Source organism: Pseudomonas sp. BF-B-30 (genome assembly GCF_019956305.1).
Lineage (GTDB): Bacteria > Pseudomonadota > Gammaproteobacteria > Pseudomonadales > Pseudomonadaceae > Aquipseudomonas > Aquipseudomonas jessenii.
On the sequence record NZ_JAHBDG010000001.1, the window covers coordinates 66549 to 82153 of the forward strand.

Annotated in this window: 13 protein-coding genes; 11 read left to right on the forward strand and 2 right to left on the reverse strand. The window is 59.1% G+C overall.

Features of this window, described 5'->3' with window-relative positions:
* Positions 1-33: 33 nt before the first annotated feature.
* From acnD to prpD, 3 genes are all read left to right on the forward strand, one after another.
* Complete coding sequence (gene acnD / locus KGB29_RS00360) at positions 34-2628, forward strand: Fe/S-dependent 2-methylisocitrate dehydratase AcnD (protein WP_154860689.1); 2595 nt, start codon at positions 34-36, stop codon at positions 2626-2628.
* 66 nt (positions 2629-2694) lie between these two features.
* On the forward strand, positions 2695-3885 hold the full coding sequence (gene prpF / locus KGB29_RS00365; protein ID WP_102668985.1) for a 2-methylaconitate cis-trans isomerase PrpF: 1191 nt from the start codon (positions 2695-2697) through the stop codon (positions 3883-3885).
* 126 nt (positions 3886-4011) lie between these two features.
* Positions 4012-5496, forward strand: coding sequence for a 2-methylcitrate dehydratase (gene prpD / locus KGB29_RS00370; protein WP_154860688.1), 1485 nt, complete (start codon positions 4012-4014; stop codon positions 5494-5496).
* A gap of 118 nt (positions 5497-5614) precedes the next feature.
* On the opposite strand, the gene KGB29_RS00375 is transcribed toward prpD, so the two are convergent.
* Positions 5615-6433, reverse strand: a complete 819-nt coding sequence (locus tag KGB29_RS00375; protein ID WP_008048584.1) for a pyruvate, water dikinase regulatory protein — start codon at positions 6431-6433, stop codon at positions 5615-5617.
* 174 nt (positions 6434-6607) lie between these two features.
* Here KGB29_RS00375 and ppsA point away from each other — a divergent pair, with 174 nt between their 5' ends.
* From ppsA to KGB29_RS00415, 8 genes are all read left to right on the forward strand, one after another.
* Positions 6608-8983: a phosphoenolpyruvate synthase gene (gene ppsA, locus KGB29_RS00380; RefSeq protein ID WP_090454035.1), complete on the forward strand. Its 2376-nt coding sequence runs from the start codon at positions 6608-6610 to the stop codon at positions 8981-8983.
* Positions 8984-9180: 197 nt separating this feature from the next.
* Positions 9181-10176 carry an alpha/beta fold hydrolase gene (locus tag KGB29_RS00385; RefSeq protein WP_102668982.1) on the forward strand — a complete coding sequence of 332 codons (996 nt, stop codon included), beginning with the start codon at positions 9181-9183 and terminating at the stop codon, positions 10174-10176.
* Between the two features lie 114 nt (positions 10177-10290).
* Positions 10291-10782 (forward strand): ribonuclease E activity regulator RraA, encoded by a 492-nt coding sequence (rraA, locus tag KGB29_RS00390; RefSeq protein WP_008027412.1) that lies wholly within the window; start codon positions 10291-10293, stop codon positions 10780-10782.
* Positions 10783-10808: 26 nt separating this feature from the next.
* Complete coding sequence (locus KGB29_RS00395; protein WP_150812371.1) at positions 10809-11804, forward strand: zinc transporter ZntB; 996 nt, start codon at positions 10809-10811, stop codon at positions 11802-11804.
* Positions 11805-11866: 62 nt separating this feature from the next.
* Positions 11867-12115: a hypothetical protein gene (locus tag KGB29_RS00400; RefSeq protein WP_008017601.1), complete on the forward strand. Its 249-nt coding sequence runs from the start codon at positions 11867-11869 to the stop codon at positions 12113-12115.
* Positions 12116-12117: 2 nt separating this feature from the next.
* Positions 12118-12942: a mechanosensitive ion channel family protein gene (locus tag KGB29_RS00405; protein ID WP_008048604.1), complete on the forward strand. Its 825-nt coding sequence runs from the start codon at positions 12118-12120 to the stop codon at positions 12940-12942.
* Positions 12943-13032: 90 nt separating this feature from the next.
* Positions 13033-13623 carry an RNA polymerase sigma factor SigX gene (sigX, locus tag KGB29_RS00410; protein WP_015096065.1) on the forward strand — a complete coding sequence of 197 codons (591 nt, stop codon included), beginning with the start codon at positions 13033-13035 and terminating at the stop codon, positions 13621-13623.
* A gap of 107 nt (positions 13624-13730) precedes the next feature.
* Positions 13731-14762 (forward strand): OmpA family protein, encoded by a 1032-nt coding sequence (locus tag KGB29_RS00415; RefSeq protein ID WP_057715703.1) that lies wholly within the window; start codon positions 13731-13733, stop codon positions 14760-14762.
* A gap of 73 nt (positions 14763-14835) precedes the next feature.
* Here KGB29_RS00415 and cobA read toward each other — a convergent pair whose 3' ends face one another.
* Positions 14836-15600, reverse strand: coding sequence for a uroporphyrinogen-III C-methyltransferase (gene cobA / locus KGB29_RS00420; RefSeq protein WP_154860687.1), 765 nt, complete (start codon positions 15598-15600; stop codon positions 14836-14838).
* Between the last annotated feature and the right edge of the window lie 5 nt (positions 15601-15605).

Here is a 15605-nt window from a genome sequence, read left to right on the forward strand (position 1 = left end):
ACCTTTTGTAACTACCGTGACCGAGTCCTGACGATGAACACACAATTTCGTAAACCGCTGCCCGGCAGCCACCTGGATTACTTCGATGTCCGCGCAGCGGTCGAGGCGATCCAGCCTGGCGCCTACGACACCCTGCCGTACACCTCCCGTGTGCTGGCGGAAAACCTTGTGCGTCGCTGCGACCCGGCCACGCTCACCGAATCCCTGAAGCAATTCATCGAGCGCAAGCGCGACCTCGACTTCCCGTGGTTCCCGGCCCGCGTGGTGTGCCACGACATTCTCGGCCAGACCGCGCTGGTTGACCTCGCCGGCCTGCGTGACGCCATCGCCCTGCAGGGCGGTGATCCGGCGCAAGTCAACCCGGTGGTGCCGACCCAACTGATCGTCGACCACTCCCTGGCCGTCGAGCGCGGTGGCTTCGATCCGGAAGCGTTCGAGAAGAACCGCGCCATCGAAGACCGTCGCAACGAAGACCGTTTCCACTTCATCAACTGGACCAAGAAGGCGTTCAAGAACGTCGACGTGATCCCGCCGGGCAACGGCATCATGCACCAGATCAACCTGGAGAAAATGTCTCCGGTGATCCAGGTGCGTGACGGCGTGGCCTTCCCTGATACCTGCGTCGGCACCGACAGCCACACCCCGCACGTCGATGCGTTGGGCGTGATCGCCATCGGTGTCGGTGGTCTGGAAGCCGAAAGCGTAATGCTCGGCCGCGCATCGTGGATGCGTCTGCCGGAAAGCGTCGGCGTCGAGCTGACCGGCAAGCTGCAGCCGGGCATCACCGCCACCGACATGGTGCTGGCGCTGACCGAGTTCCTGCGCAAGCAAAAAGTGGTTGGCGCGTGGCTGGAATTCTTCGGTGAAGGTGCTGCGGCACTGACCCTCGGCGACCGCGCGACCATCTCCAACATGGCCCCGGAATACGGCGCCACCGCGGCGATGTTCTACATCGACCAGCAGACCATCGACTACCTCAAGCTCACCGGACGTGAAGACGAGCAGGTGCAGTTGGTCGAGAACTACGCCAAGACCACGGGCCTGTGGGCCGACAGCCTGAAGGGCGCGCAATACGAGCGCGGCCTGACCTTCGATCTGTCCTCGGTGGTACGCAACATGGCTGGCCCGAGCAACCCGCACGCCCGTGTGGCGGTTTCGGATCTGGCCGCCAAAGGCATCTCCGGTCAGTGGGACGATGTGCCGGGGCAAATGCCGGACGGCGCGGTGATCATCGCCGCCATCACCAGCTGCACCAACACCAGCAACCCGCGCAACGTGATCGCCGCCGGCCTGCTGGCGCGCAACGCCAACAAGCTCGGCCTGACCCGCAAGCCGTGGGTCAAGTCGTCCCTGGCACCGGGTTCCAAAACCGTGGCGCTGTACCTCGATGAAGCCGGTTTGACCGATGAGCTGGAACAGCTCGGTTTCGGCGTCGTGGCCTTCGCCTGCACCACCTGCAACGGCATGTCCGGCGCACTGGACCCGGTGATCCAGCAAGAGATCATCGACCGTGACCTGTACGCCACTGCTGTGTTGTCCGGTAACCGTAACTTCGACGGCCGGATTCACCCATACGCCAAGCAGGCGTTCCTCGCATCGCCGCCATTGGTCGTTGCTTACGCCATTGCCGGTACCATCCGTTTCGACATCGAAAAAGATGTGCTGGGCGTGGTGGAAGGCAAGGAAATCCGCCTGAAGGACATCTGGCCGAGCGACGAAGAAATCGACGCAGTGGTGAAAGCCTCGGTCAAACCTGAGCAGTTCCGTCAGGTCTACATCCCGATGTTCGCGATCCACGAAGACACAGGTCCCAAAGTCGCGCCGCTGTACGAGTGGCGCGAGATGAGCACCTACATCCGCCGTCCGCCGTACTGGGAAGGTGCGTTGGCCGGCGCCCGTCCGCTCAAGGGCATGCGCCCGCTGGCGGTGCTGCCGGACAACATCACCACCGATCACCTGTCGCCGTCCAACGCCATCATGCTCGACAGCGCCGCGGGCGAATACCTGGCGAAAATGGGCCTGCCGGAAGAGGACTTCAACTCCTACGCGACTCATAGGGGCGACCATTTGACTGCGCAGCGCGCAACCTTCGCCAACCCGAAACTGTTCAACGAAATGGTTCTGGAAAACGGCAAGGTCAAGCAGGGCTCGCTGGCCCGCGTCGAGCCGGAAGGCAAAGTGATGCGCATGTGGGAAGCCATCGAAACCTACATGGATCGGAAGCAGCCGCTGATCATCATCGCAGGTGCCGACTACGGTCAGGGTTCGTCCCGCGACTGGGCGGCCAAGGGCGTGCGCCTGGCGGGTGTGGAAGCGATTGCCGCCGAAGGTTTCGAGCGCATTCACCGCACCAACCTGGTGGGCATGGGCGTGTTGCCGCTGGAATTCAAGCCGGGCACCAACCGCCACACCCTGGCCATCGACGGCAGCGAAACCTACGACGTGATTGGCGACCGCACCCCGCGTGCCGAGCTGACCCTGGTGATCCATCGCAAGAATGGCGAGCGCGTCGATGTGCCGGTGACCTGCCGCCTCGACACTGCTGAAGAAGTGTCGATCTACGAAGCCGGTGGCGTGCTGCAACGCTTCGCCCAGGACTTCCTCGAAGAATCGGCGGTTGCTGTTTAACACACGCTTTGCAGACACGGGACTTTGAGTCCCGTGTCTGTTTTCAGATTAGGAGTAACGAGCACCATGGCTCATGCACCGCAGATCAAAATTCCAGCGACATACATGCGCGGCGGCACCAGCAAAGGCGTGTTTTTCAGCCTGAAGGATTTGCCTGAAGCGGCACAGGTCCCGGGCCAGGCCCGCGACGCTTTGCTGCTGCGGGTGATCGGCAGCCCCGACCCGTACGACAAACAAATCGACGGCATGGGTGGCGCGACTTCCAGCACCAGCAAAACCGTGATCCTGTCGAAAAGCATCAAGGCCGATCACGATGTCGATTACCTGTTCGGTCAGGTGTCCATCGACAAGCCCTTCGTGGACTGGAGCGGCAACTGCGGCAACCTGTCGGCGGCGGTCGGTTCGTTCGCCGTCAGCAATGGCCTGGTGGACGCCAGCCGCATCCCGCACAACGGCGTGGCGGTGGTTCGCGTGTGGCAGGCCAACATAGGCAAGACCATCATCGCCCACGTGCCGATCACCAATGGTGAAGTACAGGAAACCGGCGATTTCGAACTCGACGGCGTGACCTTCCCGGCGGCCGAAGTGCAGATCGAGTTCCTCGATCCGGCGGCGGACGAAGAGGGCGGCGGCGGTTCGATGTTCCCTACCGGCAACCTGGTGGACGACCTGGAAGTGCCCGGCGTCGGCACCTTCAAGGCGACCATGATCAATGCCGGCATCCCGACGATTTTCGTCAATGCCGAAGACATCGGCTACAAGGGCACCGAGTTGCAGGGCGCGATCAACGGCGACCCGAAAGCCTTGCTGATGTTCGAAACCATCCGCGCTTACGGCGCATTGCGCATGGGCCTGATTTCGAACATTGACGAAGCTGCCAAGCGCCAGCACACGCCAAAAGTGGCCTTCGTCGCCAAACCGGCGGATTACGTATCGTCCAGTGGCAAAGCCATTGCGGCGGGTGATGTCGACCTGCTGGTGCGTGCGCTTTCCATGGGCAAGTTGCACCACGCGATGATGGGTACTGCTGCGGTGGCAATCGGCACGGCGGCAGCGATCACCGGTACGCTGGTTAACCTCGCGGCAGGCGGTATCGAACGCAACGCGGTGCGCTTCGGCCACCCGTCCGGTACCTTGCGCGTCGGCGCCGAGGCCAGCCAGGTCAATGGCGAGTGGACCGTGAACAAAGCGATCATGAGCCGCAGTGCACGGGTGTTGATGGAAGGGTTTGTCCGTGTGCCGGGTGATTCTTTCTGACCCACACCTTATGTAGGAGCGAGCCTGCTCGCGATGGACCTGAGAGCACCACGGGGTGTCAGGCACCCAGCGTTATCGTTGATGACCATCGCGAGCAAGGCTCGCTCCTGCAAGAGTGAATCGAACATGAGTGCCAACGTCGACCTGAACAACCGCCCCGACTACGACAAGGTCCTGCAGGACATTGCCGATTACGTCCTCAACTACAAGATCGAGTCAAAAGAGGCGCTGGATACTGCGCGCAACTGTCTGATCGATACCTTGGGTTGCGGCCTGCTGGCCCTGCGTTTTCCCGAGTGCACCAAGCATTTGGGGCCAGTGGTAGAAGGCACTGTCGTGCCATTCGGCGCCCGGGTGCCGGGGACCAGTTACCGGCTCGATCCTGTGAAGGCGGCGTGGGACATCGGCTGCATCGTGCGCTGGCTCGACTACAACGACACCTGGCTCGCGGCGGAGTGGGGGCATCCGTCGGACAACCTCGGCGGTATTCTCGCGGTAGCCGACCATTTATCACAAAAGCACCTGGCTAATGGTGTGGCGCCGCTGACCGTGCGCACAGTGCTTGAAGCGATGATCATGGCCCATGAGATTCAAGGCGTGATTGCCCTGGAAAACTCGTTCAACCGTGTCGGCCTCGATCACGTCATTCTGGTGAAAGTGGCCTCGACCGCAGTCACCGCCAAGCTGATGGGGGCCAATCGCGAGCAGTTGTTGTCGGCGTTGTCCCATGCCTTTGCGGACGGTCAGGCCCTGCGCACATACCGGCATGCGCCGAATGCCGGTTCGCGTAAATCCTGGGCGGCGGGGGATGCGTCCAGTCGTGGCGTGCGTTTGGCGGACATGGCGATGCGCGGCGAAATGGGTATTCCCGGTGTATTGAGTGCCAGGCAGTGGGGGTTTTACGACGTATTGTTCAGCCACACCAACAACGATCTGGCGCTCAAGCCTGAAGACAAGCGTGCGTTCAGTTTCTCGCGACCGTACGGCAGTTATGTGATGGAAAACGTGTTGTTCAAGATCAGTTTTCCGGCCGAGTTCCATGCGCAAACGGCCTGTGAGGCGGCGGTGACCCTGCATCCGCAAGTGCGCAATCGTCTGCACGAAATCGACCGGATCGTCATCACCACTCACGAGTCGGCGATTCGCATCATTTCCAAGGTCGGCCCGCTGGCCAATGCCGCTGATCGCGATCACTGCATCCAGTACATGACTGCCGTGCCGCTGGCCTTTGGCAATCTGGTTGCCGAGTATTACGAAGATGATTTCCACAAGGCGCATCCGATCATCGATGTGTTGCGCGACAAGATGGTGATAGTTGAGGAGCCGCGTTTCACCCGTGAGTATCTGGAGTCCGACAAGCGCTCCATTGCCAACGCTGTGCAGGTGTTTTTCAAGGACGGGTCGAGTACTGAAAACGTGGTGGTGGAATACCCGATTGGGCATCGTCGACGTCGGGTCGAAGGCATTCCGTTGCTGGAGGACAAGTTCAGGGCGAACTTGCTGACACGATTCACCAGTCAGCGTAGCGAAGAGATTTTTGCGTTGTGCAAGGATCAGCAGAAACTTGAGGCGACACCGGTAAACCGGTTTGTGGATTTGTTTGTTATCTAGGAGACCGCGTTATCGTTCATTCGCGAGCAAGCCCGCTCCCACAGGAGATCTGCGGTGAACACAAATCAACTGTGGGAGCGGGCTTGCTCGCGAAGGCGGCAGATCAGGCGCTACAAATCTATTTGAAACGCCGCTCCACACCTTTCTCCACGAGAATCTTCGCGGAGATTTCTTCTACGGAAAAGTGCGTGGAGTTGATGTTCGGAATGTTCTCGCGGCGGAACAGGTTTTCCACCTCGCGAACTTCGAACTCGCACTGGGCGTAGCTCGAATAGCGGCTGTTGGGCTTGCGCTCGTTGCGGATCGCGGTAAGGCGGTCCGGGTCGATGGTCAGGCCGAACAGCTTGTGCTGGTGGGCGCGCAGGGCGGACGGCAGTTGCAGGCGCTCCATGTCGTCTTCGGTCAGCGGGTAGTTGGCTGCACGGATACCGAACTGCATTGCCATGTACAGGCACGTCGGCGTCTTACCACATCGCGACACGCCCACTAGTATCAGGTCGGCCTTGTCGTAATAGTGCGTGCGGGCGCCGTCGTCGTTGTCGAGGGCGAAGTTAACGGCCTCGATACGCTCCATGTAGTTGGTGTTGGCGCCGATGGAGTGGGACTTGCCCACGGTATAGGAAGAATGCTCGGTCAGTTCCTGTTCAAGCGGTGCCAGGAACGTCGAGAAAATGTCGATCATGAAACCATTCGAGGTTGCGAGAATCTCACGAATGTCCTGATTGACGATGGTGTCGAAGATAATCGGACGGAAGCCGTCGGTTTCGGCGGCTTTGTTGATTTGTTGTACCATGGCCCGCGCTTTGTCCACGTTGTCGATGTACGGCCGCGTGACTTTGCTGAAGGTAATGTTTTCGAACTGCGCCAGAAGGCTTTGACCCAGGGTTTCGGCGGTAATGCCGGTACCATCGGAGATAAAGAAAGCAGATCGTTTCATTTGCACCTTGGGCCTTAAGCTAGTGACGAATCTTGGATATGATAGGCGCGATTTGCCGGCCGCCATTGGCCCGCATTCTCACTTATTTTCCAGGTCCAGGCCATATAACCGGCAAATGCTCACTTAAGCAGCCGGTTTCTGAGCTTTTCCAACACAGTTAGTGGAGAGATCACCTTGGTAGAGTACGTAGTTTCCCTCGATAAGCTCGGCAAACACGATGTTGAGCATGTGGGGGGCAAGAACGCATCCCTGGGCGAGATGATCAGCAACCTTGCAGGTGCCGGTGTATCGGTGCCCGGCGGCTTCGCCACGACCGCTCAGGCTTATCGTGATTTCCTGGAACTGAGCGGCCTGAATCAGCAGATTCACGATGCGCTCGATGCCCTGGACGTCGATGACGTGAATGCGCTGGCCAAGACCGGTGCCCAGATCCGCCAATGGATCATGGAAGCCGAGTTCCCTGAAAAACTGAATGCCGAAATTCGTACCGCGTTCGCCACGCTGTCCGCCGGCAACCCTGACGTGGCCGTGGCCGTGCGTTCTTCCGCCACCGCCGAAGACTTGCCCGACGCATCCTTTGCCGGCCAGCAGGAAACCTTCCTGAACATCCGTGGTGTCGAAAACGTCATTCGCGCCGCCAAAGAGGTGTTCGCCTCGCTGTTCAACGACCGTGCCATTTCCTATCGCGTGCACCAGGGCTTCGACCACAAGCTGGTTGCCCTGTCTGCTGGCGTGCAGCGCATGGTCCGTTCCGAAACCGGCACCGCCGGCGTGATGTTCACCCTCGATACCGAGTCGGGCTTCCGTGACGTGGTGTTCATCACCGGCGCCTACGGCCTGGGTGAAACCGTCGTACAAGGCGCGGTGAACCCGGATGAGTTCTACGTTCACAAAGGCACGCTGGCCGCGGGTCGCCCGGCGATCCTGCGCCGCAACCTGGGCAGCAAAGCCATCAAGATGATCTACGGCGACGAGGCCAAGGCCGGTCGTTCGGTCAAGACCGTCGACGTGGACAAGGCCGAGCGCGCACGTTTCTGCCTGACCGACGCGGAAGTCAGCGAACTGGCCAAGCAGGCGATGATCATCGAGAAGCACTACCAGTGCCCGATGGACATCGAGTGGGCCAAGGACGGTGACGACGGCAAGCTGTACATCGTGCAGGCCCGTCCGGAAACAGTGAAGAGCCGCACCCAGGCCAACGTCATGGAACGTTACCTGTTGAAAGAAACCGGCACCGTGCTGGTGGAAGGCCGTGCCATTGGCCAGCGCATCGGCGCCGGCAAGGTCCGCATCATCAAGGACGTGTCCGAGATGGACAAGGTCCAGCCAGGCGACGTACTGGTTTCCGACATGACCGACCCGGACTGGGAGCCGGTCATGAAGCGCGCGAGCGCGATCGTCACCAACCGTGGCGGCCGTACTTGCCACGCGGCGATCATCGCCCGTGAGCTGGGTATTCCAGCGGTAGTAGGTTGCGGCAACGCCACCCAGCTGTTGAAAGATGGCCAGGGCGTGACCGTTTCCTGCGCTGAAGGCGACACCGGCTTCATCTTCGAAGGCGAACTGGGCTTCGACATCAAGAAGAACTCCGTGGACGCCATGCCTGAGCTGCCGTTCAAGATCATGATGAACGTCGGTAACCCGGACCGCGCCTTTGACTTCGCACAGCTGCCGAACGCCGGTGTGGGCCTGGCCCGCCTGGAGTTCATCATCAACCGCATGATCGGCGTGCACCCCAAGGCACTGCTGAACTACGACGGCCTGCCGCTGGACATCAAGGAAAGCGTCGACAAGCGCATCGCCGGCTACAACGATCCGGTGGGTTTCTACGTCGAGAAACTGGTCGAAGGCATCAGCACCCTGGCGGCTGCGTTCTGGCCGAAAAAGGTCATCGTGCGTCTGTCGGACTTCAAGTCCAACGAATACGCCAACCTGATCGGCGGCAAGCTGTACGAGCCGGAAGAAGAGAACCCGATGTTGGGCTTCCGCGGTGCCTCGCGTTACATCAGCGAATCGTTCCGCGACTGCTTCGAACTCGAATGCCGTGCCCTCAAGCGCGTGCGCAACGAAATGGGCCTGACCAACGTCGAAATCATGGTGCCGTTCGTCCGTACCCTGGGCGAAGCGAGCCAGGTGGTGGATCTGCTGGCGGAAAATGGTCTGGCTCGTGGCCAGAACGGCCTGCGCGTGATCATGATGTGCGAACTGCCGTCCAACGCCATCCTGGCTGAAGAGTTCCTCGAGTTCTTCGACGGTTTCTCCATCGGCTCCAACGACCTGACCCAGCTGACCCTGGGCCTGGACCGTGACTCCGGCATCATCGCCCACCTGTTCGACGAGCGTAATCCGGCGGTCAAGAAGCTGCTGGCCAATGCGATTGCCGCGTGCAACAAGGCCGGCAAATACATCGGTATCTGCGGTCAGGGTCCTTCGGACCACCCGGACCTGGCCAAGTGGCTGATGGAGCAGGGCATTGAAAGCGTTTCGTTGAACCCTGACTCCGTACTGGAAACCTGGTTCTTCCTGGCGGAAGGTCAAGCTTCGGCCTGATCCGGTGTAAACGGGCCGCCCCTTTCTGTGGGAGCGAGCTTGCTCGCGATGGACGTCAACGATAACGCGTTTATCCTGGATAAACGTGGTGTCCCGAGTTCTTCGCGAGCAGGGCTCGCTCCTACAGGGAGCGGTCTTTATGAGATTCAAGCAGGGCGGGCTCCATCTGGATGCCGCCCTTTTTTGTGCAAGAGATTATGCAAAGCAGCAGCAACCTATTTCCTGTCGCCCTGATCAGTGCCGAACGGCGCGGTGATCTGAGCGAAGATGTGTATCGTTTGAAACCCGGTAACAGTCCCGACTTCACCGTCGAATTGGCTGTGACACGCCTTGGCATGGCCGATGAGTCGTCCTCCCGTGGCGTGCCGGTGATCCTGCTGCACGGCAGCTTTTCCAATCGCCGGTTCTGGTTTTCTCCCAAAGGCCTGGGGTTGGGCGCTTACCTGGCCCGTCTGGGGTTCGATGTCTGGATTCCGGAAATGCGCGGTCACGGCCTGTCCCAGCGTAACCACGACTACCGCAAGAACCGTGTTGCCGATTACGCACGCTATGACCTGCCGGCCATTGGCGCGTTCGTGCGCGAACAGAGCGGGCAGGTGCCACACTGGATCGGTCACTCACTGGGCGGTATTACACTGGCCGCAGCGCTGGGTGGCGAGTACATCGGTGAGCCCGTCGTGGCCTCGGCGGCGTTTTTCGGTACACAAGTCAGTCGCACCTACTGGCCATTGAAGATTCCGCCGGTAGAGTGGAGCGGTCGCTTCATTCTCAAACGTTTTGCCCAGTTGTCCGGCTCAAGGCTCAAGCGCGGTCCGGAGGACGAGCCCATCGGCCTGGCCCTGGAAGGCATGCGCTGGTACGGTCTGTTCGGGCGCTTTGGCGATGCCGATAAAAACTGGTGGGCGGGTTTGGCCGAGGTCAAGTTACCGGTGCTTGCCGTGAGCGCTGCGGGTGATCATCAGGATCCTGCGTGGGCGTGTCGCAAGCTGTTCGAGCAGTTCGGTTCCGAGCACAAGCAATTCATCAACCTGGGGCGCGAGCAGGGCTTCGGCGACAATTTCGGTCACGTGGAAATGCTCGTCAGCAAGGCAGCCCAGGCTGAAGTCTGGCCTTTGGTGACGCGCTGGTTGGCCGATCAGCAGACACCTTTGCCGGGAGCGCAACAGGATTTGGTCGCGGCAGTCCGAGCCTGACGCTCTGACAAGGGCATTTCGCTCCGGTCGGCTTGCGGCTAAGATATGACGCATTGAGCTGTTCTGGTCACTTTCCGACATCCTCGATTGTCTTCCTCTTACAGGAGTTTCTCGATGAACCATTACATCACGCCTGACCTGTGCGACGCCTATCCGGAGCTGGTGCAGGTGCTGGAACCGATGTTCAGCAATTTCGGCGGCCGTGATTCCTTCGGCGGCGAAATCGTGACCATCAAATGCTTTGAAGACAACTCGCGGGTCAAGGAGCAGGTCGAGCTCAAGGGGAATGGCAAAGTGCTGGTGGTAGACGGTGGCGGTTCCCTGCGGCATGCGTTGCTCGGTGACATGCTGGCCGAGAAAGCCGCGAAAAACGGTTGGGAAGGGCTGGTGATCTACGGTTGCATCCGCGACGTCGATATCATCGCGCAGACCGATCTGGGCGTTCAGGCCCTCGCCAGCCACCCGAGGAAATCCGACAGGCGCGGGCTCGGCGATCTCAACGTTGTGGTGACGTTTGCCGGCGTGACGTTCCGTCCAGGCGAATACATTTATGCGGACAACAACGGCGTGATCATCTCGCCCAGCCCGCTGAAAATGCCTGAATAAAGCGCCGGTTGACCAAAGGAGTGCGGATGTTCGAGGAAGAAAACGCGCAATGGGGGCTGGTGCATGCCCTGGTGCTGGACGGTAAAGGCGGTGCGCGTTCGATTGCCCGGACTGAACTCGATGACTTGCAGCTGCAGGCCCATGAAAGCCTGTGGCTGCACTGGGATCGCAGTCATCCGCAAACCCGGACCTGGTTGCGCAAATCCAGCGGTCTGAGCGAATTCAGCTGTGACCTGTTACTCGAAGAAAACACCCGTCCGCGACTTTTGCAGCTTTCGGACAGCGAACTGCTGCTATTTTTGCGCGGGGTCAATCTGAACCCTGGCGCCGAACCGGAAGACATGGTGTCGGTGCGGATTTTCGGCTCTGCCCAGCGTGTCATTTCCCTGCGTTTGCGTCCTTTGCGTGCCACTGACGAGTTGCTGGTGCAACTGTCCGAGGGCAAGGGGCCGAAAACTGCCTCCGAACTCATCCTTTGCATGGCGCAGTACCTCACCAACAAGGTGCAGGATCTGGTCAGCTGTCTCTCGGAAGTGGTCGATGAGGAAGAAGAAAAGCTGGATACCGACGAACGGTATACTCCTGAGCACGGGGCGGTTTTGCAGATTCGTCGCCGGGCGGCTGCGTTGAAGCGCTTTCTGGCTCCGCAGCGGGACATTTTCGGGCAGTTGACGCGAATCAAGTTGCCCTGGTTCGTCGAGGATGACGGCGATTACTGGAACGAATTGAACAACAGCCTGACCCGCTACCTCGAAGAGCTGGAATTGACCCGGGAGCGGGTGGGGCTGGTCCTGGAGGCTGAAGACCGTCGCTTGAGCGTGCGCATGAACCGCACGATGTATCGCTTCGGGATCATCACCGGGATCTTTTTGCCGATGAGTTTTCTGGCCGGGCTTTTGGGGATCAACGTCGGTGGAATTCCATTCTCTGCCAGCCCTTACGGCTTTCTGATCGCTTGCCTGATGATGGTCTCGGTGGCGCTCGGGCAGTGGTGGTTGTTCCGACGTTTACGCTGGGTCTGAGGGAAACCATGTGACCCGACCAAAACTGACCGCGTCTCCCACAGACATCACGAGAGGTGCGTATGCACGATCCGTTTGAACAGTCTTTACGCGACATGCTCAACGCCTCACCGTCCACCCGGGACGACGATGCGTGCCTGGGGCGTGTGCTGAAAACCGCCAACCGCCAGGTCGGCGCCGGTGATCTGTTCAGCCTGCTGGGGCGCTGGTTGCCCGCACTGATGATCGCCCTGAATAACGGATCGGCCCATGTCGCGCCGGTATCCCGTCTTCGTAAACCTACTGCTCGCACTGCTGATAAGGCTGATTGAATATGGAACTTGATCTCTGGACTCAGAGCCTCGTCACTGCAATGACTGCGTTGTGGACCAAGGTTGCGAACTTCATTCCGAACCTGTTCGGCGCACTGGTTGTGCTGCTGTTGGGTTTTGTCGTGGCCAAACTGCTGGACACCTTGCTCTCGAAGTTGCTCGCCAAACTGGGCCTTGATCGCTTGATGGGTGGCACCGGCCTGACCAAATTGCTGTCCCGTGCAGGGTTGCAAGTTCCTATTTCGACGCTGATCGGCAAAATCGTCTATTGGTTCGTTCTGCTGATTTTTCTGGTTTCTGCCGCAGAATCCCTTGGCCTTGAGCGAGTTTCAGCTACGCTGGACATGCTTGCGTTGTATTTGCCGAAGGTGTTCGGCGCGGCGCTGGTGTTGCTGGTCGGTGTCTTGCTGGCGCAACTGGCCAACGGGCTGGTGCGCGGAGCGGCAGAAGGCGTGGGGCTGGACTATGCTTCAGGGCTTGGGCGGATTGCCCAGGGCCTGGTGATCATCATCAGTATTTCGGTTGCGATCAGCCAGTTGGAGGTCAAGACCGACCTGCTGAACCATGTGATCGTGATTGTGTTGATAACCGTTGGTCTGGCAGTAGCGCTGGCCATGGGGTTGGGAAGCCGGGAAATTGCCGGCCAGATTCTTGCGGGAATCTACGTGCGTGAGCTGTACCAGGTTGGGCAACAAGTGCGTGTTGGCGAGGTCGAAGGCCAGATCGAAGAGATCGGCACGGTTAAAACCACATTGCTGACCGATGAGGGTGAGCTAGTCTCTCTTTCCAATCGGATCCTCCTTGAGCAGCATGTGAGTAGCCGCTAACCCGGCAAACCCTGCTAATGTATGCCGCCGCAAAATGCCTGCTCACGCTGGCTGCGGCGGACATTGACCTGACTGTCGGCCCGACTTGTTTTGAATAAAGCCCAATCGTTATCCATGCGCTACGACCCCCGCGAGCTCTCTGATGAGGAGTTGGTCGCGCGCTCGCATACCGAGCTGTTTCACGTAACACGCGCCTATGAAGAACTGATGCGGCGTTACCAGCGAACATTATTTAACGTGTGCGCACGATATCTAGGGAACGATCGCGACGCAGACGATGTCTGTCAGGAGGTCATGTTGAAGGTGCTGTATGGCCTGAAGAACTTCGAAGGTAAATCGAAGTTCAAGACATGGCTATATAGCATCACGTACAACGAGTGCATCACACAGTATCGGAAGGAACGGCGAAAGCGTCGCTTGATGGACGCATTGAGTCTTGACCCCCTCGAGGAAGCGTCTGAAGAAAAGACGCCGAAACCTGAGGAAAAAGGCGGACTTGATCGCTGGTTGGTGTATGTGAACCCGATTGATCGTGAAATTCTGGTGCTACGATTTGTCGCAGAGCTGGAGTTTCAGGAAATCGCAGACATCATGCATATGGGTTTGAGCGCAACAAAAATGCGGTACAAACGCGCTCTAGATAAATTGCGTGAGAAATTTGCAGGCATTGCTGAAACTTAGTTCAGCGCAAATATCTCTTACGTGTAGGCAAGTTCTGTTAGACTTGCCGCCGAGTTGTCCCCCGGTTTGCGGGACTGCTTCACAATCACCAGATGGGGATTTAACGGATGAAACTGAAAAACACCTTGGGCTTGGCCATTGGTTCTCTTATTGCCGCCACTTCCATCGGCGCTCTGGCACAGGGCCAAGGCGCAGTTGAAATCGAAGGCTACGCAAAGAAGCAATATTTCGATAGCGACCGTAACTTCAAGAACGACGGCATCCTGCCGGGTGGTTCTATCGGTTACTTCCTGACAGACGACGTTGAACTGCGTCTGGCCTACGACGAAGTGCACAACGCCCGTGCAAACGACGGCAAGAACGTTAAGGGCGCGAACACCGCTCTGGACGCTCTGTACCACTTCAACAACCCAGGCGACATGCTGCGTCCTTACGTCTCGGGCGGTTTCTCCGACCAGAGCATCGACCAGAACGGCTCGAACGGTCGTAACCGTTCCACCTTCGCCAACGTTGGCGGCGGTGCCAAGCTGTACTTCACCGACAACTTCTACGCCCGTGCTGGCGTTGAAGCTCAGTACAACATCGACCAGGGCAACACCGAGTGGGCTCCTAGCGTCGGTATCGGTGTGAACTTCGGCGGCGGCAGCAAGCCAGCTGCTGCTCCAGTTCCAGCTCCGGAAGTTTGCTCTGACAGCGACAACGATGGCGTTTGCGACAACGTTGACAAGTGCCCAGACACCCCAGCCAACGTAACTGTTGACGCTGACGGCTGCCCGGCAGTTGCTGAAGTTGTTCGTGTTGAGCTGGACGTGAAGTTCGACTTCGACAAGTCGGTAGTCAAGCCAAACAGCTACGGCGACATCAAGAACCTGGCTGACTTCATGAAGCAGTACCCATCCACCAGCACTACTGTTGAAGGTCACACTGACTCCGTCGGTCCTGACGCTTACAACCAGAAACTGTCCGAGCGTCGTGCAAACGCCGTTAAACAAGTTCTGACCAACCAGTACGGTGTTGAATCGTCCCGCGTTCAGTCTGTTGGCTACGGCGAATCCCGCCCAGTTGCTGACAACAAAACTGACGCTGGTCGTGCAGTTAACCGTCGCGTAGAAGCGCAGGTTGAAGCTCAAGCTAAGTAATTAGCTCGCAGCTCTGAAAAGCCCGGCTCAGGCCGGGCTTTTCTTTGTCTGCAATTTGGTGAAATAGTTGAAACTACGCTGACTGATCTGCCGCCATCACAGGCAATTCACGCTCCCACAGCGATTGAGTTGCACAGGCTGCCACTGCACCGATCACCAGTATGGCAGGGCTTTTCAGCTGGAATCTGTAGGCTGCTTCATCCATGTTTGTGAGAGTGCTCCGACATTCCCGTTGATGGGGCAAGGAGGCATTTTCAATCATGGCCACGGGCGTATCCGTTGCCATGCCGCCGGCCAATAGCTGCTCACGGATTTCACCGAGCTTGGCCACTCCCATGTAAACCACCAACGTCGTTCCGCCTTGGGCCAGTGCCTGCCAGTTCAATTGGCTGTCGTCCTGGGTGTGTGCGGTGACCAGCGTGACACCACGGGCTACACCGCGCAAAGTCAGCGGAATATCGCATTGCGTTGCCCCCGCCAGCCCGGCAGTGATGCCGTTGACCAACTCGGCTTCGACCCCACGCTCACGCAGCCACTGCGCCTCTTCACCACCGCGGCCGAAAATGCATGGATCGCCGCCTTTGAGCCGCGCTACGCATTTACCCTGCCGGGCATAACGAAGCATCAGGCGATGGATGAACGCTTGCGGGGTAGAGCGGCAGCCGCCACGCTTGCCCACCGGAATGATCCGCGCCCCAGGGCAATGCTCGAGTACCGCGACATTGACCAAGTCATCGATCAGCACCACATCTGCCTCGCGCAAGGCACGTACCGCCTTCAACGTGAGCAACTCCGGATCACCCGGGCCCGCACCTACCAGCCAGACTTTTGCACTCATAGTGT